Raw genomic sequence first — 26097 nt, forward strand, 5'->3', positions numbered from 1 at the left:
GCCGGAAGGGCTCGCCTTCCGGCGCGAGACCCACGGCTGCTCCATGGCCAACTGACATCCACGCCAGCACCACGGCATCCAGCTTCGAGGGAAAGCTCCCATGTCCAGCGTCAACGTCACCGCCGGCCAGCCGGCCGGACTCACCCAGGGCCACAAGCGGGTCATCCTCGCTTCGTCCCTGGGCACCGTGTTCGAGTGGTACGACTTCTTCCTGTACGGTTCGCTGGCGGCGATCATCGCCAAGCAGTTCTTCAGCGGCGTCAACGAGACCACGGCCTTCATCTTCGCGCTGCTGGCCTTCGCCGCCGGCTTCTTCGTGCGGCCCTTCGGCGCGGCCTTCTTCGGCAGCCTGGGCGATCGCATCGGTCGCAAGTACACCTTCCTGGTGACCATCCTGATCATGGGCCTGTCCACCTTCCTGGTGGGCGTGCTGCCCTCGTACGCCACCATCGGCGTGGCCGCGCCGGTGATCCTGATCTGCCTGCGCCTGGCCCAGGGCCTGGCGATGGGCGGCGAGTACGGCGGTGCGGCGACCTACGTGGCCGAGCACGCGCCGGCCAACAAGCGCGGCTTCTACACCAGCTTCATCCAGTGCACCGCGACCATCGGCCTGTTCCTGTCGCTGCTGATCATCCTGGCCTGCCGCAGCGCGCTGGGCAACGAGGCCTTCGAGGCCTGGGGCTGGCGCATCCCGTTCCTGGTCTCGATCATCCTGCTGGGCGTGTCGGTGTGGATCCGCATGCAGCTGAGCGAGTCGCCGCTGTTCCAGCAGATGAAGGCCGAGGGCAAGGGCTCCAAGACCCCGTTCCGCGACAGCCTCAAGGGCGGCAACTTCAAGCTGATGCTGCTGGTGCTGCTGGGCGCCACCGCCGGCCAGGCCGTGGTGTGGTACGGCGGCCAGTTCTACGCGCTGTTCTTCCTGACCCAGGCGCTCAAGGTGGATGCCACCACCGGCGCGCTGCTGATCGCCGGTGCGCTGGCGCTGGCCACGCCGTTCTTCCTGTTCTTCGGCTGGCTGTCCGACCGCATCGGCCGCAAGGTCATCGTGCTGGGCGGCTGCCTGCTGGCCGCGCTGCTGTACATCCCGATGTTCAAGGCGCTGACCCACTACGCCAACCCGGCCATCGAGGAGGCGCGCACCAGTGCGCCGGTGGTAATCAACGCCGATCCGGACACCTGCAGCTTCCAGTTCGACCCGGTCGGCAAGAAGACCTTCACCAGCTCCTGCGACATCGTCGCCACCGCGCTGACCAAGGCCGGCGTGCCCTACACCGTCAAGGCCGCCCCGCCGGGCACCATCGCCACGGTCAACGTGGGCAGCAACCAGATCAATTCCTACGAAGGCAGCGGGCTGTCCAAGGAAGAAGGCAAGGCCAAGGCCGATGCCTTCGGCAAGCAGCTCAAGGGCGCGCTGACCGGCGCCGGCTATCCGGAGAAGGCCGACCCGGCGCGCATCAACAAGCCGATGGTGATCGCGGTGCTGTTCGTGCTGGCGCTGTTCGTGACCATGGTCTATGCGCCGATCGCGGCCTGGCTGGTTGAGCTGTTCCCGACCCGCATCCGCTACACCTCCATGTCGCTGCCTTATCACATCGGCAACGGCTGGTTCGGCGGCTTCCTGCCGACCATCTCCTTCGGCCTGGTCGCGGCCACCGGCAACATGTATTACGGCCTGTGGTATCCGATCGGCGTCGCGCTGATGACCCTGGTGATCGGCGCGATCTTCCTGCGCGAGACCAAGGACGTGGATATCACGAAATAATTCCCTGGGAGGGGCGCCAAGGGCCGGGGCGAATCACGCCGGCTCACACCGACGCCGGTCCGTGGGGGGCCGGCGTCGCTGTTTCCAGGTCTTGACCCGCCCGCGCCGCGCTATGCTCCGGCGCGGGGCAGGGGGACTGGCCTGGAACCATTCGATGACGCAGACCGACGAGCACGGCTTGCATGCCCTGCTGGAGCAGCTGTTGGCCTTGCCACCGGCGCAGCGCCAGGAGGCGCTGGCGCGTGCCTGCGAGGGACGGCCCGATCTCCTTGAACGCCTGCAGCGGCTGCTGACGCTGGCCGAGGGCGATGGCGGGTTCCTGGACCGCTCCCCGTTCGGCGAAGCCGCCCCCCAGGGGGACGAACCGCGCACGCCCGGCCGCGTGGTTGGGCCTTACCGGCTGTTGCGCTGGCTCGGCGCCGGCGGCATGGCCCAGGTCTGGTTGGCCGAGCGCATCGCCGGCGGCTTCCGCCAGCAGGTGGCGATCAAGCTCATCGCCCAGGTGCCCGACCCGCTGCAGGGCCGGCTGTCGGCCGAGCGCGACATCCTGGCCTCGCTGGTGCACCCGGGGATTGCCCGGCTCTATGACGGCGGGGTGACCGACGAGGGCCTGGCCTGGATGGCGATGGAGTACGTGCAGGGCCAGGACCTGGTCAGCTGGTGCCAGGCGCACTGCAGCGGTGTGGCCGAGCGCCTGGGCCTGTTCCTGCAGGTCTGCGACGCGGTGGCCTACGCCCACACCCGGCTGGTCGTCCACCGTGACATCAAGCCGGCCAACATCCTGGTCACCGACGACGGCCAGGCGCGGCTGCTGGATTTCGGCCTGGCCCGGCTGCTCGAGGAGGGGCCGGGCGGAGCAGCGAACACCACACGCTCGCTACAGCTGTCCCCGTCCTATGCCGCGCCCGAGCAGCTGGAAGGCGGCCTGATCGGCACCGCTACCGACGTCTACGCCCTGGGCGTGACCCTGTACGAACTGCTGGCCGGCCGCCTGCCCTGGGACATGCAGGGCGGCGCGCTGGCCACTGCGGTGCGGCGTCTGGCCGCGGCCGAACCGCCGCCGCCCAGCCGCGCGGTGGCCGCCGACGGCCCGGTCCCGGTACGCGCGCTGCGCGGCGACCTGGATGCCATCGTCGCCCGCGCGATGCGGCCCGCGGCCGAGCAGCGCTATCCCGACGCGCGCGCCCTGGCCGAGGACATCCGCCGCCATCTGGAACACCGCCCGGTGCTGGCGCGCGCCGGCGCGCGCAGCTACCAGGCGCGCCGCTACGTGCGCCGGCACTGGCGCGGGCTGGCGCTGGTGGGCGTGGCCTTCCTGGCGCTGGGCACCGGCCTGGTGACAGTCATCTGGCAGGAGCGCCGCGCGGAGCGTGAGGCGCAGCGCGCCGCGGCGGTGCAGGCGTTCATGGTCGACATGTTCCGCAGCAATTCCAGCAACCAGCCCGATCCGGTGAAGGCCCGCCAGACCACCGCCCGCGAACTGCTGGATATCGGCGCGGCGCGGATCGAGGCCGGGCTGACCCAGGCGCCGGAGAACAAGCTGGCGCTGCTGCGTCTGTTCGGCGACCTCTACTACGATCTGGGCCTGACCGACGAGTCCGATCGCCTGCGACGCCAGGTGGTGACGCTCAGCCGGCAGCGCTACGGGGAGGACTCGCCCGAACTGATCAACGACCAGATCACGCTGGCGCGGGTCAACAACGCGATCTCGGCCCGTGCCGAGTTCGACCGGATGCTGGAGCACGGGCTGAAGGTGCTCGATGCCCGGCGCGAGACCGGCTCGTTCCTGCGCGGTCGGCTACTGGCCACCGCCGCCGCCCTGCACAATTCCAGCGATCCGCCCAGGGCGCTGGCCGAGGCGGGCCAGGCGGTGGAGATCCTCGAGCGTTACCCGGATTCGGCGGAACTGGCCGACGCCCAGCGCCTGCTGGGGATGGGCCGCTTGTATACCGGCGATGCTCCCGGCGCGGTGGAACCGCTACGGCGCGCGGCCGAGCTTTCGGTCAAGACCCAGGGCGCGCGGGGCTCGCGGCTGTCGATCTATTACTTCCAGCTGGCCCAGGCTGAGAGCGCGGCCATGCGGTTCGACGAGGCCGAGGCCGACGCGCGCAGGGCCCTGGCGGAGGCGGGTAATGGCGAACAGTCGGCCGATGCCGACCGGGTCAGGGCGCAGACCCTGGGCATCGAGATCCAGCTCCGCGCCGAGCGTCTGCTCCAGGCCGCGGCGTCGGCCGCGACCCTGAAGCAGGCGCTTGAGCGGTTCGGCCCTGACGCCGAGGGACCCGCGATGGCCTACGCGAGGAGCACCATCGGCGATGCCGAGGTTCAGTCAGGCGAACTAGATGCGGGCCTGTCCGATGCCGATGCGGCGGTGCGGATCTACCGCAAGTACGACACCAGCGGGGCGCATCTGGCCACGGCGGTGGGCAAGCAGGCCCAGGCCCTGGTCGAGCTGGGCCACACCGCCCGCGCCGAGGCGGCGCTACAGGAGCTGGCAGGGTTCGGCCAGCGGATGAAGAATCCCCGACTGGACGAGTTCCTGACGACCTGGCGCATCCGCCTGGCACTGGACCGGGCGCAGCCGGCGCAGGCCCGGGCCCTGCTGGCGGCGCTGGCACCGATCCAGGGCGACACGCGGACCGTGGGCCTCATCCAGACGCGGCGCGATCTGCTGCGCGCCGCCATCGATCTGGCCGACGGGCAACCGGAGCAGGCCGCACGGTTGGCCGATGCGGTCCTGACGCGGTCGCAATCGTCCGACCTGGCCCCGGTGCTCAACGTGGCGCGCGCGGACGCCGCCTTGATCGCAGGGCAGGCCCGACTGCGCACCGGTCAGGCGGCGCAGGCGCGCGTGCTGTTGCAACAGGCGCTGACCCTGCGCAGCGCGCTGTACCTGCCGCAGAGTCGGCGCATCGCGCAGGCGCAGCTGGCGTTGGCCGAATGCGACCTGGCCTTGGGCAGGCCTGGCGAGGCCGCCACGCTGCTGGCCAAGGCCGAGGCGATCCAGGCGCAACATAGTTCGCTGGCCGCGGGCTACCTGCGGCCCCTGACGTCGCTGCGCGCCCGGCTGGCCAAGCGCCCGCTGGCGCGAGCCTGAGGCAGGCCGCGCATGCGTCCGTTGATCGCACGATTCCTCTTATGACCTCCTCACAGTCCAGCCGTCAGGACCCTGCGTTCGATCTGTTGGTGCAGGTCCTCTATGCCGACCTCAAGCGCCTGGCCCGTCGCGAGCGCGGCCGGGCCTTTCCGCGCGCGGCCACGCTGGAGACCACCGCGCTGGTGCACGAGGCCTACCTCAAGCTGAGCCGCCACGGCGCCTTCGAAGGCCAGGCCCATTTCCTCAACACCGCCGCCCTGGCCATGCGCCAGGTGCTGGTGAGCCACGCCCGCGCGCGCCTGCGCCACAAGCGCGACCCGGGCCGCGCGCTGCTGGACATCGACACCGTCGAGGTGCTGGCCGAGAGCGACGAGCGCATCGTCGCCCTCGACGAGGCCCTGGCCGAACTGGAGCGCCAGCAGCCGCGCCTGGCGCGCATCGTCGAATGCCGCTACTTCGCCGGCTATTCCGACGCCGAGACCGCCCTGGCCCTGGGCGTTTCCGAGCGCACCGTGCAGCGCGACTGGGCCATCGCCAAGGCCTTGCTGTACGAAGCCCTGGGCACCTGAGCCAGGCGCCCGGACGGGGCCCGTCCAGCGCTCCGTCAAAGCCTTGGTTCTTCGCCGCAGTCGACCACGTCGCGCCCTCCTTGTAGAGCGGAGCTTGCTCCGCTGCCTTTCGACCAGATCATCGGGAAAGCCCCCAGCGGAGCGAGCTCCGCTCTACAGGCGTCGGCCCGATGCTGCCCTTTGGCATTCGGCAAGGACACATCGCACCCGCGTACCGCCCCGGACCACGTCGCGCCCTCTTTGTAGAGCGGAGCTTGCTCCGCTGCCTTTCGACCAGATCATCGGGAACGCCCCAGCGGAGCAAGCTCCGCTCTACAAGCGTCGGTCCGATGCTGCCCTTTCGCATTCGGCAAGGACGCATCGCACCGGCGTACCGCCGCGAAACACGCCGCGCCCTCCTTGTAGAGCGGAGCTTGCTCCGCTGCCTTTCGACCAGATCATCGGGAAAGCCCCAGCGGAACGAGCTCCGCTCTACAGGCGTCGGTCCGATGCTGCCCTTTGGCATTCGACAAGGACGCATCGCACCGGCGCGCCACCCCGAACCCTCCTTGCCCGTCCGCCGAACCGCCGCCCTTCGGAAGCCGGAGCACCCCCACGCCGCGACCCATCGAACACAAGAAGAACAAAAAACGCTCCACGCGTGGCGGTCCCCGCCCCTATGCGGCGTAACAGAGGACTGCGAGTCCGTGCGAGGCGGGCCCGCGCCGCCGTCCCGGTACCGGGGCGGCGGCTTCCTCGTCCCGCCATGGAGCAGACATGAATTCGATCCGGCGCAAGGCCGTGCCGCGCTATGCCGCACTGAGCGTTTCCATCCTGGCCGTGCTGGCCAGCCAACAGGCCGCCCAGGCCGCCTGCGTCCTGCGCACCGACCTGACGCCGCAGACCTGGATCTGCGACGGCCCCGCCAGCGCCAACACCAGCGGGCAGACCATCGTCTTCAGCCCCACCGTCACCACCGCCAGCACGGCCGCCGGCTTCGGCGTGGATGTCGGCAACACCGCCACCGCGCTGACCCTGACCGGCGCGGGCAGCTTCACCGACGCCCAGCAGTCTGGCATCGCGGGCGGCAATGGCATCCTCTGGAACGTGAGCGGCACCAGCGCGCCGCTTTCGCTGGTCAGCAACGGCACGATCACCGCGCGCAATGGCGACGGTCTTTATATCGGTAACACCGGTGGCGCGGTGACGGTGCAGGCCACCGGCAGTATCGACAGCAGCGGCAACGGCCTGCGGGCCACGGCGGGCGATGGCGACCTGTCGCTGCAGGTGGGCAACATCACCTATGGCGGCACCTACGGCATTCAGGCCACCACCAACGGCGGCGCCGGCAAGACTTCGGTACTGGTTCTGGGCCAGGTGGTCAGCAGCAGCACCGCCATCTTTCCCGGATTCGGCCTTTACGTCACCAACCGAGGCGCAGCGGGCAGCGATCTCCAGGTGGCCGCCGGCGCGTTGCTGCAGAACGCGACCGGCGGCGGCCTGGTCGTGGACAACTTCAATGGCCCGGTGAACACGGTGATCGCCGGCAACGTGACCACGGGCGGTGCCAACGGCGCGCGCATCAACCAGTGGACCACCACCACGCCTGGGACCAGCGACCGCAGCATGAACGTGCGGGTCGACGGCGGCATCGTCGACAACAACGCCTCCGGCGGTAACGGGCTGAGCATCACCGGCCTTGGCGGCAGCGGCAGCGGCGTGGATGGCACCGGCCTGAACGCCGCCGTCCACCTCACCGTCAATGGCACGATCCAGGGCTATACGGGCCTGACCTTGGCCGGCGGCGATCAGGTCACCCTGGATGTGGCCCAGGGCGCTACCATCGCGGCCGCCGACGCCGCCGCCAACGATGGCACCACGCCGCGCGGTGGCATCAACAATGTGGTGGCCGTCTGGGACCAGGGCACCGGTCTGACCGGATCGGCCGCGGGCAATCTGCTTACCCTCAACAACGCCGGCACCCTGGTCGGCGGCCTGAACATCGGCCGCGCGATGGTGCTCAACAACACCGGCACCATCACTTCGGTGTACACCGCCATCGCGCTGCACGCCGGGGCCACGCTGAATCTGCAGGGTGGGTCGGTCGTCGGCGACACCGTTCCGGATTTCTTCGGTCCCACCGTCGCCGCGCCGACCACGGTGCTGTGGACCGGTGGTGCGGTACGCGGCGGCATCGACATCGGCGTGGGCAACATGACCCTGCGAGGGCTCAGCACGGCCGACATGGCTGGGCTGACCTTCCTCAACGCCGGCACCAGCGGCGGTGGCACGAGCACGCTCACGCTGGATGGCGTGACCTGGCGTGGTCGATTCGGCTTCCACGACGCCACCGCGCCAGGGATCGCGCTGGCCGGCTGGAACACCATCAACCTGCGCAACGGCAGCGTTGGCACGATGACCGGCGTGCTCAGCCTGCAGGGCATCAACAACCAGAGCGACGCCAGCCTCAACATCGACGCGACCTCCACCTTCATCGCCGGGGCGGGGCTGCTGATCGAGCGCGAACTCGGCGCGCGCCGGCTGGTGGTCAACAACGCCGGCGTGTTCGACCTGAGCCAGTCCGGCACGCCCGGCAATGTGGTCAGCCTGGCGCCGACCTACGGCGCCGGCGATTACGTGCAGACCGCCAGCGGTACGCTGGTGGTCGGGGTCACGCCCAATGCCATCGATCAGCTCAACGTCGCCGGCAACCCGGGTTTCGCCGGCACCGCCACGCTGGCGGGCACGGTGGCTTTCGCCTGGGCGCCGGGCACTTACAGCCCGGTGACCCGCAGCTTCGTCACGGCCGGCGGTGGCCTCAGCGGTCAGTTCGCCACGGTGACCAATGTCCAGGGCACCACGCCGCCGACAGGCTTCCCGACCTCGGTCAGTTACGACGCCAACAATGCCTACCTGACGCTGGGCACGCCGACGCCAACGCCAACGCCAACGCCCACACCGACTCCGACCCCAACACCAACACCAACACCAACACCAACCCCAACACCAACCCCCACTCCAACACCGACGCCTACACCTACTCCCACCCCAACCCCAACACCGACACCAACTCCGACCCCCACCGCGCCGGTGCGCATCGCGCCCAACGATGGCGCGCTGTTCAGTCGCCAGGCCACCGCGCTGGCGCTGTCCAGCCAGGCCGATGCGATGGGCCTGCTGGCGCGCCTGCGGGCCGAGGGCGACGGCAATACCTTGTTCAACCGCGATGCCGGCCTCGACCCGGCGGCGCGTGGCTGGGTGCAGCTGCGCTACCAGGATCTGGATGTCGAAGGGGCGAGCGATCAGGTCGGCTTCGGCGCGCGGTCCACGGCCACGCAGGTGGGCACCGACTGGACGCTCGGCCAAGGCACGCGGCTGGGCCTGGCGGTCGGCACGGACAACGCCTGGCTGCATGACCAGCTGGGCAGCCGCGGCCGCAGCGATGTCACGCGCGTGGCCGTGTACGGCTCGCAGCTGATCGGGCCGCTGGGCGTGTCGGCGATGCTGGGCTATGCCCATGCGCGCGAGCACGCCTGGCGCCAGACCGGCATCGGCCTGGCCTTCTCCAGCCGCGGCACCGACGCGGCCACCGCGGCGCTGCAGCTGGCGCTGCCGCTGGACGTCGGCCAGGCGCAGCTGACGCCGGTGGCCGGGGTGGTGGCCACGCGCCTGACCGGCCAGGCCTTCGTCGAGACCGGCGATGTGCCCGATGCGTTCAAGGTCGGCGGACAGGCCCGGCGCGAGACCGTGGTGTCGCCGTATGCCGCGCTGGGGCTGTCGCGCAGCTTCGATCAGGCCAGCGGGATGCGCTGGACGCCGGAGCTGCACGTGGGCTATCGCCGCGCGCAGGCCGGGCAGGGCCAGCGCTACGCACTCACCGCCGCCGACGGCACGCTGTTCGACGGCAACCGCGACGGCATCGCGCGCGATGTCGGCGAAGCCGGCGCGGCGCTGACCGGGCATCGCGGGCCGTGGACGCTGTCGCTGGCCTGGCGCGGGCAATGGGCCGACGGCTGGAGCGATCAGCAGGGCACGCTGAGCCTGCGTGCGACGTTCTGAGACCAGCGCCGCGATGGAGCTGACCTGCTATGTCTATCCGGGCTGGAAGCCGCGGCTGCGTGCGGCCAGCCCGCGGCGCGCCTGGATGGACGCCAGCCCGGAAAGCTTCGCCTACCGCTGCCTGCCGCTGGGCATCGCCAATGCGCACGGCTGGGAGCTGCTCAGCCCGTGCGGCTTCCAGGCGCACTGGAACGGCGGGCCGCTGCCGCAGGACGTGCGCATCCAGGCCGATCCGGGCACGCCGGCGCAGGACGCGCCGGTGGCGCTGTTCGGGCAGGGCACCTTCACCTTCCATGTGCCCGGGCTGTTCCGCACCTCGCCCGGGCACAACCTGTGGGTGGGCGGCTCGCCCAACCTGGCCAAGGACGGCGTGGCCGCGCTGGGCGGGATCATCGAGACCGACTGGGCGCCGTACACCTTCACCATGAACTGGCGCTTCACCCGCGCCGGGCACGTGGTGCGCTTCGAGGAGAACGAGCCGCTGGCCTTCCTGTTCCCGCTGCCGCGCGACCTGCTCGACGCGGTGGTGCCGCGCATCGCGCCGATCGACGAGGCGCCCGAGCTCAAGCGCCGCTTCGAGCAGTGGAGCCAGGCGCGCGACGCCTTCCAGGCGCAGGTCGCCGCCACGCCGCAGGCCGCACCGGGCGCCAAGTGGCAGAAGTTCTATTTCCGCGGCACCGATGCCGATGGCGCGCCGGGAGCGGCCGATCACCGCAGCAGGCTGCGCCTGCCGGGCTTCGAGGGCGCCGCGCCGCTGCTGGCAGACACGCCGGAAGCGGCCTGCCCGCATGCGCGCGCGGCGGGCCCGGCCCTGCCGCCATCGCCGGACGCGAGCGAAGTGCTCGCCCGCCTGCAGCGGCTGCGCGCGCTGTCGGCGGGCAACCGCTGCGTGCCGCGCCGTGGCGGCCTGACCGCCGGCGTGTTCCTGGACGAGTACTACGCCGCCAACTGGCCGGTACTGCTGGCCGGGGAGATCGAGGAAGCCCTGGGACGCTGGGCGCCGCAGGCCCTGGTCTCGACCCACGGCGACGCGCCGCTGGTCGATGTCCACGGCCAGGCCAGCACGCTGGGCCGGTTCGTGCAGCAGGCGCTGCGGCCCGCGGACACGCCCGGCCGTCAGCCGCGCCTGACCGGCGCGCTGGAGACGCTGCCGGACCTGGCCCCGCGTCTGGGCCACCTGATGCGCCTGCTGCGCGGTCACGACCCGGGCCGGCTGTGGCTGGAGGCGGCCGGCAGCGGCACCCTGGCCGCGCCCGAACCCTGCAACCGCCTGCTGCTGCAGCTGCACGGCCAGCGCCGCCTGTGGCTGGCGCCGCCGGGCGAGGCGGCGCGTCTGCAGCCGCTGGCCCAGGCCGGCGCGCTGGGCGACCTGACCGCGCAGGACCTGCCCGAACGCCAGCCGCAGCTGCGCGGGCTGGAACTGCATGCGGTGCTGCTGCAGCCGGGCGATGCGCTGTTCGTCCCGTTCGGCTGGTGGCGCCAGGGCGCGGCGATGGACTTCAGCGTGTCGGTCGCCCGCGAGGACTTCCACTGGCCCAACCCGCCATGAGCGCCGCGGCGATGGCGGGCCGGCGCGCCGTTCGGCGTAACAGGGGGCATACCGGCCCGCACACGGCCGGCCGCGGGCCCCGACGCGCTCCGTCTGCCCTCGCGCAGATCGCGCATCCCTCCATCCATCCATGAAGGAATTCCCATGTCCAGGACCTTGAAGCTGACCTTTCTGCTGGCGTTGTTCGCCCCATGCGCGTTCGCCCAGGCGCAGGAGCTCGACGCACGCGCCAGGCAGCAGCTGCCGCAGGCGGCCGAGGCGGTGGGGCGGGCCATCGTCGCCCACGACCTGGCCGCGCTGAGCAAGCTCTGGTCGCCCAAGCTGCTGGTCAATTCGCCGGACAACTCGGTCCTGACGCGCGACCAGGTCTTCGGCGCGATCAAGGCGGGGATGCTCGACTACGAGCAGGGCTACACCTTTAAGCTCGAGCGCGCCGAGTTCTACGGCAACGTCGCCGTGTCGATGGGCGAGGACACCTACACCCCGACCTTCGGGCCGGAGAAGGGCCAGCTGCTGCACCGGCGCGCCACCAACGTCTGGCAGTACACCGACGGCGCCTGGGTGCTGATCGCACGCCAGGCCACGATCTACGACCCGGCGGTCAAGCACTACTGAGCCCCGGCGTCGCGCGCCGGCGGCGCGTGACGTCCAAGCGACCAAGGATGTCCTGACAGGAGATCGACGATGACCCTGCTGCTGGTGTTGCTGCTGATCGCGGGTGCGGGCGGTGCGGACAAGGGCGCGCGGGGCGCGTCGATGGGCCACCCGGGCGGTGGACCGGCGCGCAGCGGTGTCGGAGGCACGACGGAGCGAGGATGAGCAGCCCCTCGCCGACACGCCCGGCCGGCATGGGCGCGACGTCGCGCCCGGCGCCGGCCCTCCACAGGCGCGCGGACGATGTGTTCTTCACCGTCATGTCGCTGGCCATGCTGGCGATCGTCTTCCTGGGGTTCGCTTCGAGCTATTTCCTGCGCGGCGTGACGCTCTCGCATCAGCCCAGCGTGCTCGTGCACGCGCATGGGCTCGTGTTCTCGTCCTGGATGGTGCTGGGGGTGGTGCAGCCCGCGCTGGTGGCGACCGGGGAGCTGCGGCTCCACCGCAGGCTCGGCCTGGCCGGCGCGCTCATCGCCGGGGCGATGGTGGTGCTTGGCGTCCTCACCACGTTCGGGACGCTGGCGCGCGGGCTGGCGCTGCCGCCGGCGCTGGGCAGCCCGGCGTCCTTCCTGATCGGCAACCTCATCGAGCTGCTGTTCTTCGGCGCCTTCGTCGCACTCGCGGTCTACAGGCGCAACGACCGCATCGTGCACAAGCGCGCGATGCTCATCGCCAATGCTGCGCTGTTGCCGCCGGCGCTGTTCCGGATGGCCTTCCCCGTGGTGGAGCACCCGGCGCTGACGTTCCCGGTGATGGTCCAGCATCCGGCGCTCATCGGCCTGGTGCCGCTGGCCGCGATCGCCGCGCTGTGCGTCTTCGACCTGGCCACCCGCAGGCGCGTCTTCGTCGTGACCGTGATCGGCGGTGCGCTGCTGTGCGCGATGGGGCCGCTCTCCGACGCCGTCACCGCGACCACGCTCGCACAGCGGCTCGCGGCCTGGGCCCAGCCGCCTTCCTGACCTCGATGCGTCGGCTGCCAACCCGGCGTGCGCGTCCTCCGACGCCACGCACTCATCCAGGCGAAGAGACACGCCGGACCGACGCTGCCTCCACTGACGACTTCAAAGGAAAACGCACATGACGCTGTCGCTTCCCTCGCGCACCGCCCGCTTCCTGGCGCTGCTGCTGATCGCCTGCTGCGCCCCCGCCTCGGCGAAATGGAAGGCCGCCAACGACAGCGTCACCGCCGCGGCTGCCGATCCGCGCATCGCGGCGGCGCTGGCCGCCGTCGATGCGATGGACGCGGCCCTGATCCGCGACGACCATGCCGCGTTCGCCGCGGGCCTGGGCCAGGGCCTGGTGGTCAACAATCCGCAGAACGGCGTGTCCGTGCGCGACGCGGTCGAGCGCCGCAACAGCAACGGGCTGATCAGTTACAGCCGGCATGAGCGCAGCATCGAGTACGCGGGCAGGCTCGACGACGCCGTGGTCCTGATGGGTGAGGAGCGCGTGGTGCCCAAGGGCGATGCGCCAAACGCCGGCCAACAGGTCCGCCGGCGTTTCACCGATGTCTGGAAGCAGGACGGCGCGCGCTGGGTGCTGGTGCTGCGCCAGGCGACGATCCTGGGTGTCGACGCGCCACCGCCCGCCGGCGCGGGCCCGGGCGGCGAGGCCGCGGCGCCCGGGCCGGAGGCGCTGGTCGCGGCGTTCGTCGACGCCTGGAATGCGCACCAGGCGCAAGGCTTCGAACGGCTCTTCACCGAACAGGCGGTCTGGGTGCCGATCGCCGAAGTGCGCGACGAGGGGCGCGCAGCCATCGTCCAGGACCTGGCCGCCGCGCATGGGTCCTGGGCCGGCAAGACCACGATCGCGCCGCTCGGCCCCAGCACCGTGCGCATCCCCCAACCGGGCGTGGCCACGCTCTTCTTCCGGGTCAAGTTCCTCGATGCGCAGGGCCAGCCGATCGCCGGCATCGAGCGCGCCCTGCTGCTGGTGGCCGTCCAGACGGCCGAGGGCTGGCGCATCGCCGCCGGGCAGCTCACCAAGGAGAGCCCGGCGCCGACGTGAGCGCCGGCGCCGCTGCCGCCGCGACTGCATGCGGGCATGGCGGCCGTTCGTCGGACGGCTGTCCGTGGCCGCCTAGATCTTTCGTCATGATGACGTCCGGGCATTCGCGGCGGACCGCGGTGCGGTCAGTATCGGTTCTGGTATCCCCCCTCCCCCCTTTTCCCGTACGTCCTCAAAGGATCCGTGCATGGCGCTCGTCATCGAAGGACTGTCCAAGACCTATCCCAACGGTGTGCAGGCCCTGAAGGACCTGTCGCTGACCATCGGCAACCACATGTTCGGCCTGCTGGGGCCCAACGGCGCGGGCAAGAGTTCGCTGATGCGCACCATCGCCACCCTGCAGGATCCGGACGCCGGCAGCATCACCCTGGACGGCGTGGACGTGGTCCGCGAGAAGGACCGCATCCGCCGCGTGCTGGGCTATCTGCCGCAGGAATTCGGCGTCTATCCCAAGGTCTCGGCGCTGGACATGCTCGAGCACCTGGCGGTGCTCAAGGGCGTGACCAACAAGGGCGAGCGGCGCGAGATGATCGAGGCGCTGCTCAACCAGACCAACCTGTGGAACGCGCGCAAGAAGGCCATCGCCACCTATTCGGGCGGCATGAAGCAGCGCTTCGGCATCGCCCAGGCGCTGCTGGCCAACCCGCGGCTGGTGATCGTCGACGAGCCCACCGCCGGCCTGGACCCGGCCGAGCGCAATCGCTTCCTCAACCTGCTGGCCGGCATCGGCCGCGACGTCACGGTCATCCTGTCCACCCACATCGTCGATGACGTGCGCGAGCTGTGTCCGCGCATGGCCATCATCGCCGGCGGCCAGGTGCTGCTGGAGGGCGCGCCCAACGAGGCCATCGGCGCGCTGGACGGCCAGGTGTGGTCCAAGCTGGTGGACAGCGACGCGGAGCTGCGCGCCATCGAGGCCGACATGACGCTCATCAGCACCCATCTGGTCGGCGGCCGCCACGAGGTGCGCGTGCTGGCCGCGCAGGCGCCGGGCGAGGGCTTCGTGCCCGCCGGTGCCGGCCTGGAGGACGTGTACTTCACCCGGCTCGCCGCCGGGCGCGCCTGAGCAGGGGGGCGCGCCATGCACCAGTTCCTCGAGTTCCTGCGCTTCGAGCTGAAGCTGCGCTTCAAGAGTCCGTCCACCTACGTGTACTTCTTCATGTGGGCGGCGTTCGCGTTCCTGTGCGTGGCCTCGGAAAACTTCGGGCCGGTGTCCAGCCAGAGCGGCAAGGTGATGCTCAACGGGCCCTGGGCGATGGGCTACAACATGTTCGGCGCGTGCATGTTCGGCATGATCGTGATGGCCGCGATCTTCGGCACCTCGATCCTGCGCGACTTCCAGCGCGACACCTTCCAGCTGCTGTTCACCAAGCCGGTGTCGCGGCTGTCGTATCTGGGCGGGCGCTGGTCGGGCTCGATGCTGGTCACCCTGTTCGCCTTCTCCGGCCTGCTGGTCGGGGCCTGGCTGGGCACCTACGCGCCGTGGGCCGATCAGGCGCGCATCGGGCCCAACCATCTGGTCTGGTACCTGCAGCCGTTCTTCACCATCGTGGTGGTGCAGGTGTTCTTCATCGGCGCGCTGTTCTTCGCCGTGGCGGCGCTGACCCGCAGCCTGTTCGTGGTCTACGTGCAGGGCGTGGCGCTGTTCGTGCTGTACCTGATCGGCATCACCGCCTTCCAGGCCACGCGCTCCACCGAGCACTTCTGGTCGGGCATCCTGGACCCCATCGGCCTGCAGCTGGCGCGCGTGGTCAGCGGCTACTGGTCGGTGGTGGAACGCAACAGCTGGCTGTTCCCGATGGACACCACCAGCGGCTACGCGCCGGGCGTGTTCCTCTACAACCGCCTGCTGTGGATCGGCTTCGGCGCGCTGGTGCTGGCGGCGCTGGCGCTGCTGTTCCCGATGTCGGTGGAGGCGCTGGGCGCGCGTTCGCAGGGGCGCCGCGCGGCCAAGCTGCGCACGCTGGAACAGGCGCAGGGCGCGCCGGTGCGCACGCAGATCGCCACCCGGCTGCCGCAGGTGCATCCGCGCCACGATCTGGCCACGCGCTGGCGCCAGTTCCTCGCGCTGGCCTCGCTGCGCACGCGCGCCATCCTCAAGGCGGTGCCGTTCTGGGCGCTGTGCGGCGTGCTGTTCGCCTTCATCATCAACAACGGCTACTACGCCGGGCGCATGAGCGGCACCGACGTGTGGCCGGTGACCTATCTGATGCTCGAATCGGTGGAAGGCAACGCCTACCTGTTCCTGGTCATCGTTACCGCGCTGTATGCCGGCGAGCTGGTCTGGCGCGAGCGCGACGTGCGCTTCGACGGCATCTTCGACGCGCTGCCGCTGCGCCCGCTGCCCGACGCGGCCTCCAAGTTGGTCGCCCTCACCGCCGCGCAGGTCGTGATGCTGCTGCTGTCCATGCTCGGTGGCGTGCTGATGCAGACGGTGCTGGGCTACTACCACTACGAGCCGCCGCTGTACTTCAAGGAGTTGTTCTTACTGATCCTGCCGCAGCTGGTGAGCTTCTCGATGCTGGCGCTGTTCGTGCAGACGGTGGTGCCCAACAAGTTCCTGGGCCACGCCATCGTGATCGGCCTGTGGGTGATCGTGCCGATCCTGTACAACTTCGGCCTGGAGAACACGCTGTATCTGCCGGGCGCGACGCCGGGCTTCACCTATTCGGACATGAACGGCTATGGGCACTACGTGCCGGCGCTGTTCTGGTCGATCCTGTACTGGCTGGCGATCTTCGCCGCGCTGGGCGTGCTGTCCATGGCCCTGGCCCGGCGCGGTGCCGAGACCGGCCTGCGCCGCCGCATCGGCGCGGCGCTGCGGCGCCCGTCCAGCTGGCTGCCGGCGACCCTGGCCTGCCTGTGCGTGGCCGCCGCGGCCGGCGGCTGGTACTACTACAACACCCACGTGCTCAACGAGTTCCTCAGCAGCAAGGACCGGCGCGCCATCCAGGCCGACTACGAGCGCCGGTTCAAGCGCTACCAGGACCTGCCGCAGCCCAAGGTCACGGCCGTGGACACCACGGTGGAGATCTATCCGGAGCGGCGCGCCTTCGAGGCCACCGGCACCTACACCTTGCAGAACCGTGGCAGCGTGCCGGTGACCCAGCTGCACTTCACCGACATCAACCAGTCGCTGCGCGCGCTGTCCTTCGACCGTCCCGCCCACCTGGTCAGCCGCGCGCCGCGCGGGCTGTATGTGATCTACGCACTGGACGCGCCGCTGCAGCCGGGCCAGACGATGACCCTGCACTTCAAGGTCGGCCACGACAGTCCCGGCTTCACCGACGGCAAGGTCGCCGACTTCTCCGGCGGCGATGCCGGCGGTAAGTTCGCCTACAACGGCACGTTCTTCGACCTGGAGTTCTTCCCGGTCCTGGGCTACCAGCCCGGCAACGAGCTGGACGATCCGCGCCGCCGCCGCGAGCAGGGCCTGGGCCCGCAGCAGGAGATGGCCAAGCGCGGCGATCCGGTGCAGTCCAAGGTCAACCTGTTCAGTCCCAACGCCGACTGGATCAGCTTCCACACGGTGGTGGGCACCAGCGGCGACCAGACCGCGCTGGCGCCGGGCTACCTGCAGAAGCAGTGGCGCAAGGACGGCCGCCAGTACTTCGAGTACAGCATGGGCCAGCAGCCGATGCAGAACTTCTTCGCCTTCGTCTCCGGGCGCTATGCGGTGCACAAGGAGGTCTATCCCGGCAAGGAAGGGCCGATCAACCTGGAGGTCTATTACCACCCGGGCCACGCCTGGAACATCGGCACCCTGCTGGCGTCCTCGCGCGCGGGGCTGGCCTACAACGAGGCGCACTTCAGCCCGTTCCAGTTCCGCCAGTACCGCATCCTGGAGTATCCGCGCTATCGCAGCTTCGCCCAGTCCTTCCCCAACACCGTGCCGTTCTCCGAGGCGCTGGGCTTCATCCAGCGCCGGCGCAAGGACGACGACGTGGACTTCGCCTACTTCATCACCACCCACGAGCTGGGCCATCAGTGGTGGGGCCATCAGCTGATCGGCGGCAACGTGGAGGGCTCGAACATGATGTCCGAGACCCTGGCCGAGTATTCGGCGCTGATGGCGCTCAAGCACCAGTACGGCCCGGACTACATGCGCAAGGTGCTGCGGACCGAGCTGGACAGCTACCTGCGCGGGCGCACCCGCGAACTGCGTCGCGAGCGGCCGCTGGTGCTGGTCCAGAACGAGCCCTACGTCTGGTACAACAAAGGCGGCCTGCTGATGTACACCCTGGCCGACTACATGGGCGAGGACAAGGTCAACGCGGCGCTGCGCGACCTGCTGCTGCGCCGTCGCTACGCCAACGCCGACCCGGCCGACGGGCGCGACGGCAGCTACCCGGACACGCGCGAGTTCGTGGCCGCGCTGCGCGCGCAGGCGCCGGCGGACCTGCAGTCCTTCATCGGGGACAGCTTCGAGCGGATCGTGCTCTACGACAACCGCGCCCGCTCGGCCACGGCGCGCAAGCTGGCCGACGGCCGCTACCAGGTGACCCTGCAGGTGCAGGCCGGCAAGGCCCAGGCCGACGGCGACGGCAACGAGACGCCGGCGCCGATGGACGACCTGGTCGAGGTGGGCGTGTTCGAGGGTGCGGCCGGCAAGGAGAAGCCGCTGGCCGTGCAGCGCGTGCGCCTGGGCGCGGGCCAGCGCGACTTCACCTTCACCGTGGACCGCCTGCCCACGCGCGCCGGGATCGACCCGTACAACAAGCTGGTCGACCGCATCGCCGAGGACAACCTGGTGGACGTCTCGCTGCAGTAGCGGCGAGCGCCGTGCCGCGGCCATGCTGCGGCGCGGCGGTATCATGGGCGCATGTCCCTGCCCGAATTCCCCACCCAGGACACCGTCCTGCAGCTGGCCGGCCCGGCCGGCGCGCTGGAGGTGGCTGTCGACGTCCCCGCGCCCGACGCGGCCCAGCTGCCGGTCGTGGCCGTGGTCTGCCATCCGCTGTCCACCGAGGGCGGCAGCCTGCACAACAAGGTCGTGACCATGGCCGCGCGCGCCCTGCGCGAGCTGGGCGTGCCGACGGTGCGCTTCAACTTCCGCGGCGTCGGCGCCTCGGAAGGCAGCTTCGACGACGGCCAGGGCGAGCAGGACGACCTGGCCGCGGTGGTCGAGTGGGTGCGGGTGATGCGCCCGCGCGCGGCGCTGTGGCTGGTGGGCTTCAGCTTCGGCGCCTACGTCTCGCTGAAGGCCGCCGGCGCGCTGCGGCCCAAGGCGCTGATCTCCATCGCGCCGCCGGCCGGGCGCTGGGATTTCTCGGAGATCCATCCGCCGGCGCACTGGCTGGTGATCCAGGGCGAGGACGATGAGATCGTCGACCCGCAGGCGGTGTACGACTGGCTGGGCGAGATCGGCGAGCGCGCCCCGCACACGCTGGTGCGCATGCCCGACACCAGCCACTTCTTCCACCGCAAGCTGATCGACCTGCGCGGCGCCCTCCAGCACGCGGTCAAGGGCTGGCTGCCGGCGGCCGGCGCGTGAGCGCTCCGCAGGTGGACCTGTTGCCCTCGCAGCGGTACGCGCAGGGCGCCCAGGCCGGGCAGTGGAGCGACGATCCGGCCCAGCACGCGGCCCTGGCCGAACTGGACCGCATCCATACCGAGCTGTGCGACGAGGCGCAGGACGGCTTCTTGGACCGGCTCTCGGCGTTCTGGAAAAAGCCCCAGGCCGTGCGCGGCCTGTACTTCTGGGGCGGCGTGGGGCGCGGCAAGACCTTCCTGGTGGACCTGTTCTACGAAGGCCTGCCGATCCGGCAGAAGCGGCGCACGCACTTCCATCGCTTCATGCGCGATATCCACGACAAGCTGCGCGAGCACGCCGGCCAGGCCGACCCGCTGGCGCGCATCGCCCAGGACTGGAAGGATTCCCTGCGCGTGCTGGTGCTGGACGAGTTCTTCGTCACCGACATCGGCGATGCGATGCTGCTGGGCCGCCTGCTCGAGCGCCTGTTCGCCCAGGGCGTGACCCTGGTGACCACCTCCAACACCGCGCCGGAACATCTCTACAAGGACGGCCTGCAGCGCGAGCGCTTCCTGCCGGCGATCGACCTGCTGGTCCGGCACTGCGTGGTGCTCTACGCCGAGGGCCAGCAGGACTACCGGCTGCGCGCGCTGACCCGCTCGCCGGTGTATCGCGCGCCGCTGGATGCCGACAGCGAGGCCTGGCTGGCCGGGCGCTGGCAGGCGCTGGCCGGCGCCCCGGCGCAGCGCGATGAGATCCAGATCGACGGCCGCACGCTGGTCATGCGCGGGCGCAGCCAGGACCTGGCCTGGTTCGACTTCGCCGAGCTATGCGAAGGCCCGCGCGCGGCCAGCGACTACATCGCCCTGGCCACCGAGTTCCAGACCCTGCTGGTGGGCGGCATTCCCACCTTCGACCGCATGAACGAGGACGCCGCGCGCCGCTTCGTCAACCTGATCGACGAGGTCTACGACCGCCACGTCAAGCTGGTCTGCACGGCGGCGGCCGCGCCGGTGGCGCTGTATGCGGGTACGCGGTTGGCGGGGGCGTTCGAGCGCACGGCGTCGCGGCTGATCGAGATGCGCAGTGCGGAGTATCTGGGGACCGCGCATCGCGGGTAGGGGTTGGTTGGGTGCCGTGCGGCTGGGCTGCTGCTGTGCTGTTGTCGAGCAGATCAGCTGCCGGCGGGCTGTTGCCGCTCAAGCTGGCAGCACACCCCCTACCGTCGTTCCCGCGAACGCGGGAACCCATGGACGTGCAAGCGCAGCGCCAAAGACACTGAGCTCTCGCTCTTAGCGATGAGTTCGCCCGCTTTTACTCTGCTGTTGCTGTTGCTGTTGCTGTTGCTGTTGCTTCGGCTTTTGCTTTTGCTCCACCTGTCTGAGCCGTAAAGCGAGCCGAGCATCGCAGGAAGTCAGGGCCGAAGAGTCGCCCTGTTTGAGCGAAGCGAGTTTGGGCGACGTGCCCTGACTTCCGAGAAGCGCAGGGGACCGCCGCGCAGCGGCGGCTCGCGTCCCGGCGAGAAGCGGTTTTGGCTACTTTTGACAAGACAAAAGTAGCTCGCGCGGCGAAGCCGTGCGAAAGCTTTGCTTTTGCTTTGCTTTAAGAAGCGCCTGCATGGCGCTCAAGTTTTACTTGCAAATTTAAAGCAAGACTTGTCAGTAGCTGGCGCTGGAACTTGTAGGACGAAAGCAACGCGCCTGCGGCGCGCCAAGTGCAAAGCTTTCGCGCCTGCGGCGCGACTTCCTTTTGTCTTGTCAAAAGGAAGCAAAACCGCTTCTCGCCGGGACGCACGCCGATGCTGCGCATCGGTCCCCTGCGCTCCTCGCAAAGCAGGGCACGGCGCCCAAACTCGCTTCGCTCAAACAGGGCGCCTCTTCGGCCCTGCTTTGCTGCGGTGCTCGGCGTGCTTTACGGCTCAGACAGGGAGGCAACGGCAACAGCGACAGCCGAAGCAACCGCAACCGCAACAGCCGAAGCAACAGCAACAGCAACCGCTTGAGCGGTGCGCTACTTGCTCGCCACAGACTTGCTTCTGCATGGCGCAAACAGGTCCCGCGACCGGTCGTACACCGACGTCTTGACGTCCATCAGCCCCAGCACCGACGAGAACAGATTGTCGTGGCTGGCCGGCGCATCGGCGTGCTGGCGCAGGCACTGCACGTCCAGCCCCTCGTCGCGGGCGAAGCCGTCGCCGAACCACATCACCATCGGCACATGGGTCTGCTCCCGCGGGGCGATCGCGTAGGGCACGCCGTGCAGGAACAGGCCCTTCTCGCCCAGCGACTCGCCGTGGTCGGAGACGTACAGCAGCGCGCTGTCCACATCGGTGCGCGCGGCCAGCTGGGCGATGGCGCTGGCCAGGACGTGGTCGGTGTAGGTCAGCGCGTTGTCGTAGGCGTTGACGATCTGCTCGCGCGTGCAGCGGCCCAGGTCGGCCTGCTGGCAGGCCGGGGCATAGCGGGCGAAGGCGGGCGGATAACGGTCGTAGTAGCTCGGCCCGTGGTTGCCCAGCATGTGCAGCACCAGCACGCGGTCGCCGCCCTTGGTCTTGGCCAGCTTCAGCGCGCCGTCCAGGTCCTTGAGCAGGATGCCGTCGAAGCAGCGCGTGCCGTTGCAGAATTCCGGATCGGTCGACTCGGTCACCGACTGGAACGGCAGGCCCTCGCACACGCCCTTGCAGCCGGCCTGGTTGTCGCGCCACACCACGCCGACGCCGGCGTGGTCCAGCACGTGCAGCAGCGACTGGTGGCCGCGGATCTTGGCCTCGTCGTAGTTGGCCCGGCCCCAGGGCGAGAACATGCACGGCACCGAGACCTCGGTGGCGGTGCCGCAGGAGCTGGTGTTGGGGAAGTTGATCACCCCGGCCTGGCGCAGCTGCGGCGTGGTGTCGCGCGCATAGCCGTTGAGCCCCCAGTTCTGCGCGCGGGCGGTCTCGCCGACCACCAATACCAGCAGGCGCGGCTTGGCGCCGGCCGGGCGCAGCGGCAGCTGCACCGCGTCCAGGCCGATGGGCTGCTTGGGTTTCTTGTCGCCGGGCGGACCGGCCAGGGTCACGCGCGCCAGCGAGATCATCCAGTTGCCCGGCGCGGCCAGGTAGCGCAGGTCGTGCTGGTTGCGCATCAGCGCCGACAGCGGCTGGTAGGCGGCCACGGCCGCCAGCACGCAGGCCAGCGCCGCGCCGCCCAGCAGCGCGCCGCGGCGCAGCACGGCGACCTTGAGCGGGCGCTGGCGCACGCGCACCCGCCACAGCAGCAGCACCGGGATCAGGGCCAGCAGCAGCGGCGGCAGCAGGGACGGGGTGAGCAGCTCGGACGACTCGCGCCGGTCGGTGGCCAGCACGTTGCGGATCATGTCCGCGTCCAGGTACAGGCCGAACTTCACCATGAAGTGCGAGGCGGCCGCGGTGACCAGCACGATCACCGTCAGCAGCGGCTGCGCGGTGCGGCGGGTCAGCAGCAGGCCCAGCAGCAGCACGTGCAGGCCGACCAGCAGCACCAGCAGCGCCAGCGCCATCGGCCACTGCTGGGTGGGCGAGGTGATCGCCGCCGACCAGAAGCGGGCGTTGCTGAAGCAGGCGAAGTACAGGCTGGCCAGCACCACCAGCGCATCGCTGGACAGCACCGGGCGCTGGCTCAGCCAGGCCGGCAGGCGCAGGCGGCCGCGCCGCGCGTCCAGCGGCACCTCCATGCTCACGCCGGCGCGTCCGCGCGCGGCAGCATCAGCCGCGCCAGCAGCCACGACGCCGTCCAGCACACCGCCACGGCGGCGATGTCGTGCGAGGCGAAGTGCGCCCCGCGCAGCTGCTGGCTCAGCCCGAACAGCAGGCCCGCGCAGAGCGCGGCGATCAGCCCGATCCGGCCCCAGCGCGGCTGCACCGCGCCCAGGCCGAAGAACAGCGCCACCCAGCCGTAGGCGGCGCTGGCGTGGCCGGCCGGGAAGCACTGGCCCGGGCCATAGCCGGCCGGGCGCGACTGGAACAGCTCCACATAGACATGCTTGCCGCCGTAGCGGGCAAGGTCCCAGGGGCAGTCCACGTCGGTCCAGGACTTCATCCACGACACCAGCAGCGGGCCGGCCACCGAGGCGATCAGCAGGTAGTCCAGCGGCCGCCACCAGGCGCGGGTCGAGGGCTCGCGCGCCAGCACGATGCGCATCGCCGCCAGCGTCAGCCAGATCACCACGTCGGCGCGCTTGCCCCACTGGTGGACCAGGGTCTCGGTCGCCCAGGCGTGCTGCAGGGCCCAGTGCCCGCCTTCCCACGCATAAACATGGTCAGCCAGCCACAGATCGCCGCCGGCGCCCTGCAGCAGGGCGATGGCCACGGCCGCCGCACACAGCGGGCCCCACAGCAGCAGATCGGGATGGAAGCGGGCGGCCAACGACGCGCGCGGGCGGAAAACGGCAGGCATCTGCATGGAGAGCGCGCGAGACGAGGGAAGCGGTGGCGATGCTGTGCCGGGCGATGTCGGAGACATGTCGGAACCTGGCGCTCCCGTCATAGGCGTTCAGCCGCTGGAGCATATGGGACAATCGGCCGGCGCGCCCACACGGCTTTCCGACGTGCGGCCGTGCACCATGCGCGCCCGCGCCGCCCGCCTTCCTGCCGGCGGCCCCTGCAAGGACCCTCGCCATGCGTCTGCTGGTGATCGAAGACAATCGCAACCTGGTGGCCAACCTGTTCGACTATTTCGAACCGCGCGGCCATGCGCTGGACGCCGCGCCCGACGGCGTCACCGGCCTGCACCTGGCCACCACCCAGGCCTTCGACGCCGTCCTGCTGGACTGGATGCTGCCGCGCATGGACGGGCGCGAGGTGCTGCGCCGGCTACGCGAGGAGCACGCCAGCACCGTGCCGGTGATCATGCTGACCGCGCGCGACGAGCTGCCCGACAAGGTCGACGGTTTCCGCGCCGGCGCCGACGACTACCTGACCAAGCCCTTCGCCATGCAGGAGCTGGAGGTGCGCCTGGAGGCGCTGCTGGCCCGCGCCGAGGGCCGCAACCGGCGCCGCGTGCTGCAGGTGGCCGACCTGACCCTGGATCTGGCCACGCTGGAGGTGCAGCGCGCCGGGCGGCCGCTGCACCTGTACCCGGCCTGCCGCAAGCTGCTGGAGGTGCTGATGCAGGCCAGCCCGGGCGCGGTGGCGCGCCAGCGCCTGGAGCAGGCGCTGTGGGGCGACGAACCGCCGGACGGGGACATGCTGCGCTCGCATATCTACGAACTGCGCCGCAGCGTGGACGGGCCGTTCGAGACCAAGCTGATCCACACCCTGCCGCGCGTGGGCTACCGCCTGCACGCCCAGCCCATGGCGCGCGATGGCGCGTAGGCCTTCACTGCGTGCGCGCCTGCTGCGCTGGGCGCTGGTCTACCTGGTGGTGGTCACCGCCGCGGTGGTCATCGGCGGGGAGGTAGTCAACGAGCACGCCGAGCGCCAGGTCTGGCGCTCGCTGATGCGCTCGGACCTGCAGCATTTCGTCGAACGCCGGCGGGCCGATCCGGGCTACAACTGGATCGACGACCCGGCCGAGCACATGTACTTCCTGCAGCACGACGCCAACCTGCCCAAGAAGCTGGCCCGGCTCAAACCCGGACTGCACGACGACTTCTTCATCAACCACGTCAAGCACGTGGTGCTGGTGGAGGACACCGAGTTCGGGCGGCTGGCGCTGGCCCTGGACCTGACCAAGTTCGAAGGCGTCGAGGGCTGGGTGACCTTCTCCACGGTGGTGACCGCGGCGGTGGCCATCATCATCTTCGGCCTGCTGATGGCGCTGGGCCTGGGCCGGGCGGTGCAGCCCCTGAGCGCACTGGCGCGGCAGATCGCCGGCCTGCGTCCGGACGCGACCCAGACCCGCATCGACGTGCCGCCCGACGCCAGCGAGGAGCTGCGCGTGATCGGCGAGGCGTTCAACGGCTACCTGGAGCGCAACGCGCGCTTCGTCGAGCGCGAGCGCGCCTTCATCGACAGCGCCAGCCACGAGCTGCGCACCCCGGTGGCGGTGATCGCCGGCGCCAACGACCTGGCCCTGGAACACCCCGACCTGCCGCCGGCCGTGCGCGCGCCGCTGCTGCGCGTGCGTCGCACCGCGCGCAAGGTCGAGCAGCTGATCTCGCTGCTGCTGGTGCTGGCCAAGGATCCCTCGCGGCTGACCCGCAACGCCGACCTGGTCGCGCTGCAGGACCTGATCCCGGAGGTGGTGGCCGACCACCAGCACCTGACCGAGGGCCGCGACCTGGAGCTGGTGATCGCGCCCATGGCCGAATGCGTGATCCACGCGCCGCTGGCCATCGTCCAGGCCGCCATCGGCAACCTGCTGCGCAACGCGGTGGAGAACAGCGACCGTGGCCGCATCGAAGTGGGCCTGGAGCCCGGCGCGACCGTGGTGATCCGCGATCCCGGCCACGGCATGTCGCCGGAGGAGATCAGCGCGGTCTACAGCCGCATGGCCCGCGGCGGCGGCCGCGACGGCGGCGGCATCGGCCTGGACCTGATCGCGCGCCTGTGCGAGCACCTGGGCTGGCAGCTGCGCATCGACTCCGACCCCGGCCGCGGCACCGTGGCCCGCCTGCGCTTCTGCGCGGCGGAATGAATCCGCGGCGCCTGTGGCGCTGCGGTGGCCAGTCAGTCCGCTTGGTGGGAGCCGCCATGGCGGCGATGAGGCTTTGCCAGTAAAGCCGCATCGCCGCCATGCCGGCTCCCACCACAATCGCCGCGGTGCTGGCGCGCAACGGCCTGCAACGCCGTCGCTCCGCCGATCCTCCCAATCCGTCGTTCCCGCGAAAGCGGGAATCCATGGACGTTCGGGCGGGAGAGCCAGGGCGTCGAAGCGCAGGAGCAAAGTCCCTGGATTCCCGCCTACGCGGGAATGACGGTGGAGACTTTGCTGGCGACTGGCGACTGGCGACTGGCGACTGGCGACTGGCGGCTGGCGGCTGTCAGCTGGC

The 26097-nt window shown here is 70.4% G+C and carries 18 protein-coding genes; 15 read left to right on the forward strand and 3 right to left on the reverse strand.

The annotated features are described in order from the left end of the window. Positions 1-100 precede the first annotated feature (100 nt). The 13 genes from EAT51_RS12535 (at position 101) to zapE (ending at position 20270) form a co-directional block, all read left to right on the forward strand. Entirely contained in the window at positions 101-1762 is a 1662-nt protein-coding gene (locus tag EAT51_RS12535; protein WP_130520707.1) for an MFS transporter, read from the forward strand. Positions 1763-1916: 154 nt separating this feature from the next. After that, positions 1917-4859, forward strand: coding sequence for a serine/threonine-protein kinase (locus tag EAT51_RS12540; RefSeq protein ID WP_165421986.1), 2943 nt, complete (start codon positions 1917-1919; stop codon positions 4857-4859). Positions 4860-4900: 41 nt separating this feature from the next. Further along, positions 4901-5428, forward strand: coding sequence for an ECF-type sigma factor (locus tag EAT51_RS12545; protein ID WP_130520711.1), 528 nt, complete (start codon positions 4901-4903; stop codon positions 5426-5428). Between the two features lie 756 nt (positions 5429-6184). Then, on the forward strand, positions 6185-9466 hold the full coding sequence (locus tag EAT51_RS12550) for an autotransporter outer membrane beta-barrel domain-containing protein (RefSeq protein ID WP_130520713.1): 3282 nt from the start codon (positions 6185-6187) through the stop codon (positions 9464-9466). Continuing rightward, the gene (locus tag EAT51_RS20305; RefSeq protein ID WP_165421987.1) at positions 9453-11015 is read left to right on the forward strand and encodes a DUF6065 family protein; all 1563 of its coding nucleotides are present in this window, start codon (positions 9453-9455) and stop codon (positions 11013-11015) included. Before EAT51_RS12550 ends, EAT51_RS20305 begins: the two co-directional genes overlap by 14 nt. A gap of 144 nt (positions 11016-11159) precedes the next feature. After that, on the forward strand, positions 11160-11630 hold the full coding sequence (locus EAT51_RS12560) for a nuclear transport factor 2 family protein (RefSeq protein ID WP_130520715.1): 471 nt from the start codon (positions 11160-11162) through the stop codon (positions 11628-11630). 69 nt (positions 11631-11699) lie between these two features. Next, entirely contained in the window at positions 11700-11834 is a 135-nt protein-coding gene (locus EAT51_RS20805; protein WP_265937031.1) for a hypothetical protein, read from the forward strand. Positions 11835-11941: 107 nt separating this feature from the next. Next, complete coding sequence (locus tag EAT51_RS12565; RefSeq protein ID WP_130520717.1) at positions 11942-12628, forward strand: hypothetical protein; 687 nt, start codon at positions 11942-11944, stop codon at positions 12626-12628. A gap of 118 nt (positions 12629-12746) precedes the next feature. Continuing rightward, on the forward strand, positions 12747-13676 hold the full coding sequence (locus EAT51_RS12570) for a nuclear transport factor 2 family protein (protein WP_130520719.1): 930 nt from the start codon (positions 12747-12749) through the stop codon (positions 13674-13676). 187 nt (positions 13677-13863) lie between these two features. Beyond that, positions 13864-14742 carry an ABC transporter ATP-binding protein gene (locus EAT51_RS12575; protein WP_130520721.1) on the forward strand — a complete coding sequence of 293 codons (879 nt, stop codon included), beginning with the start codon at positions 13864-13866 and terminating at the stop codon, positions 14740-14742. 15 nt (positions 14743-14757) lie between these two features. Beyond that, positions 14758-18447: an ABC transporter permease gene (locus EAT51_RS12580; protein WP_130561705.1), complete on the forward strand. Its 3690-nt coding sequence runs from the start codon at positions 14758-14760 to the stop codon at positions 18445-18447. Between the two features lie 51 nt (positions 18448-18498). Beyond that, entirely contained in the window at positions 18499-19170 is a 672-nt protein-coding gene (locus EAT51_RS12585; RefSeq protein WP_130561706.1) for an alpha/beta hydrolase, read from the forward strand. Between the two features lie 11 nt (positions 19171-19181). Continuing rightward, complete coding sequence (gene zapE, locus EAT51_RS12590; RefSeq protein ID WP_323052889.1) at positions 19182-20270, forward strand: cell division protein ZapE; 1089 nt, start codon at positions 19182-19184, stop codon at positions 20268-20270. Between the two features lie 481 nt (positions 20271-20751). On the opposite strand, the gene EAT51_RS20655 is transcribed toward zapE, so the two are convergent. The 3 genes from EAT51_RS20655 to EAT51_RS12605 all read right to left on the reverse strand — a co-directional run bounded on the left by EAT51_RS20655 (position 20752) and on the right by EAT51_RS12605 (position 23567). Then, positions 20752-20958, reverse strand: a complete 207-nt coding sequence (locus tag EAT51_RS20655; RefSeq protein ID WP_130520727.1) for a hypothetical protein — start codon at positions 20956-20958, stop codon at positions 20752-20754. Positions 20959-21159: 201 nt separating this feature from the next. Next, the gene (locus EAT51_RS12600; RefSeq protein WP_130561750.1) at positions 21160-22839 is read right to left on the reverse strand and encodes a phosphoethanolamine transferase; all 1680 of its coding nucleotides are present in this window, start codon (positions 22837-22839) and stop codon (positions 21160-21162) included. A 2-nt stretch (positions 22840-22841) separates the two neighbouring features. After that, positions 22842-23567 (reverse strand): phosphatase PAP2 family protein, encoded by a 726-nt coding sequence (locus EAT51_RS12605; protein ID WP_228257926.1) that lies wholly within the window; start codon positions 23565-23567, stop codon positions 22842-22844. Positions 23568-23782: 215 nt separating this feature from the next. On the opposite strand from EAT51_RS12605, the gene EAT51_RS12610 reads away from it, so the two are divergent. Further along, the gene (locus EAT51_RS12610; protein WP_130520729.1) at positions 23783-24478 is read left to right on the forward strand and encodes a response regulator transcription factor; all 696 of its coding nucleotides are present in this window, start codon (positions 23783-23785) and stop codon (positions 24476-24478) included. After that, positions 24468-25742 (forward strand): sensor histidine kinase, encoded by a 1275-nt coding sequence (locus EAT51_RS12615; RefSeq protein ID WP_130520732.1) that lies wholly within the window; start codon positions 24468-24470, stop codon positions 25740-25742. The genes EAT51_RS12610 and EAT51_RS12615 overlap by 11 nt, the downstream gene beginning before the upstream one ends. Positions 25743-26097: the final 355 nt, after the last annotated feature.

Origin of the sequence: Pseudoxanthomonas winnipegensis, from assembly GCF_004283755.1 — a bacterium.
GTDB lineage: Bacteria > Pseudomonadota > Gammaproteobacteria > Xanthomonadales > Xanthomonadaceae > Pseudoxanthomonas_A > Pseudoxanthomonas_A winnipegensis.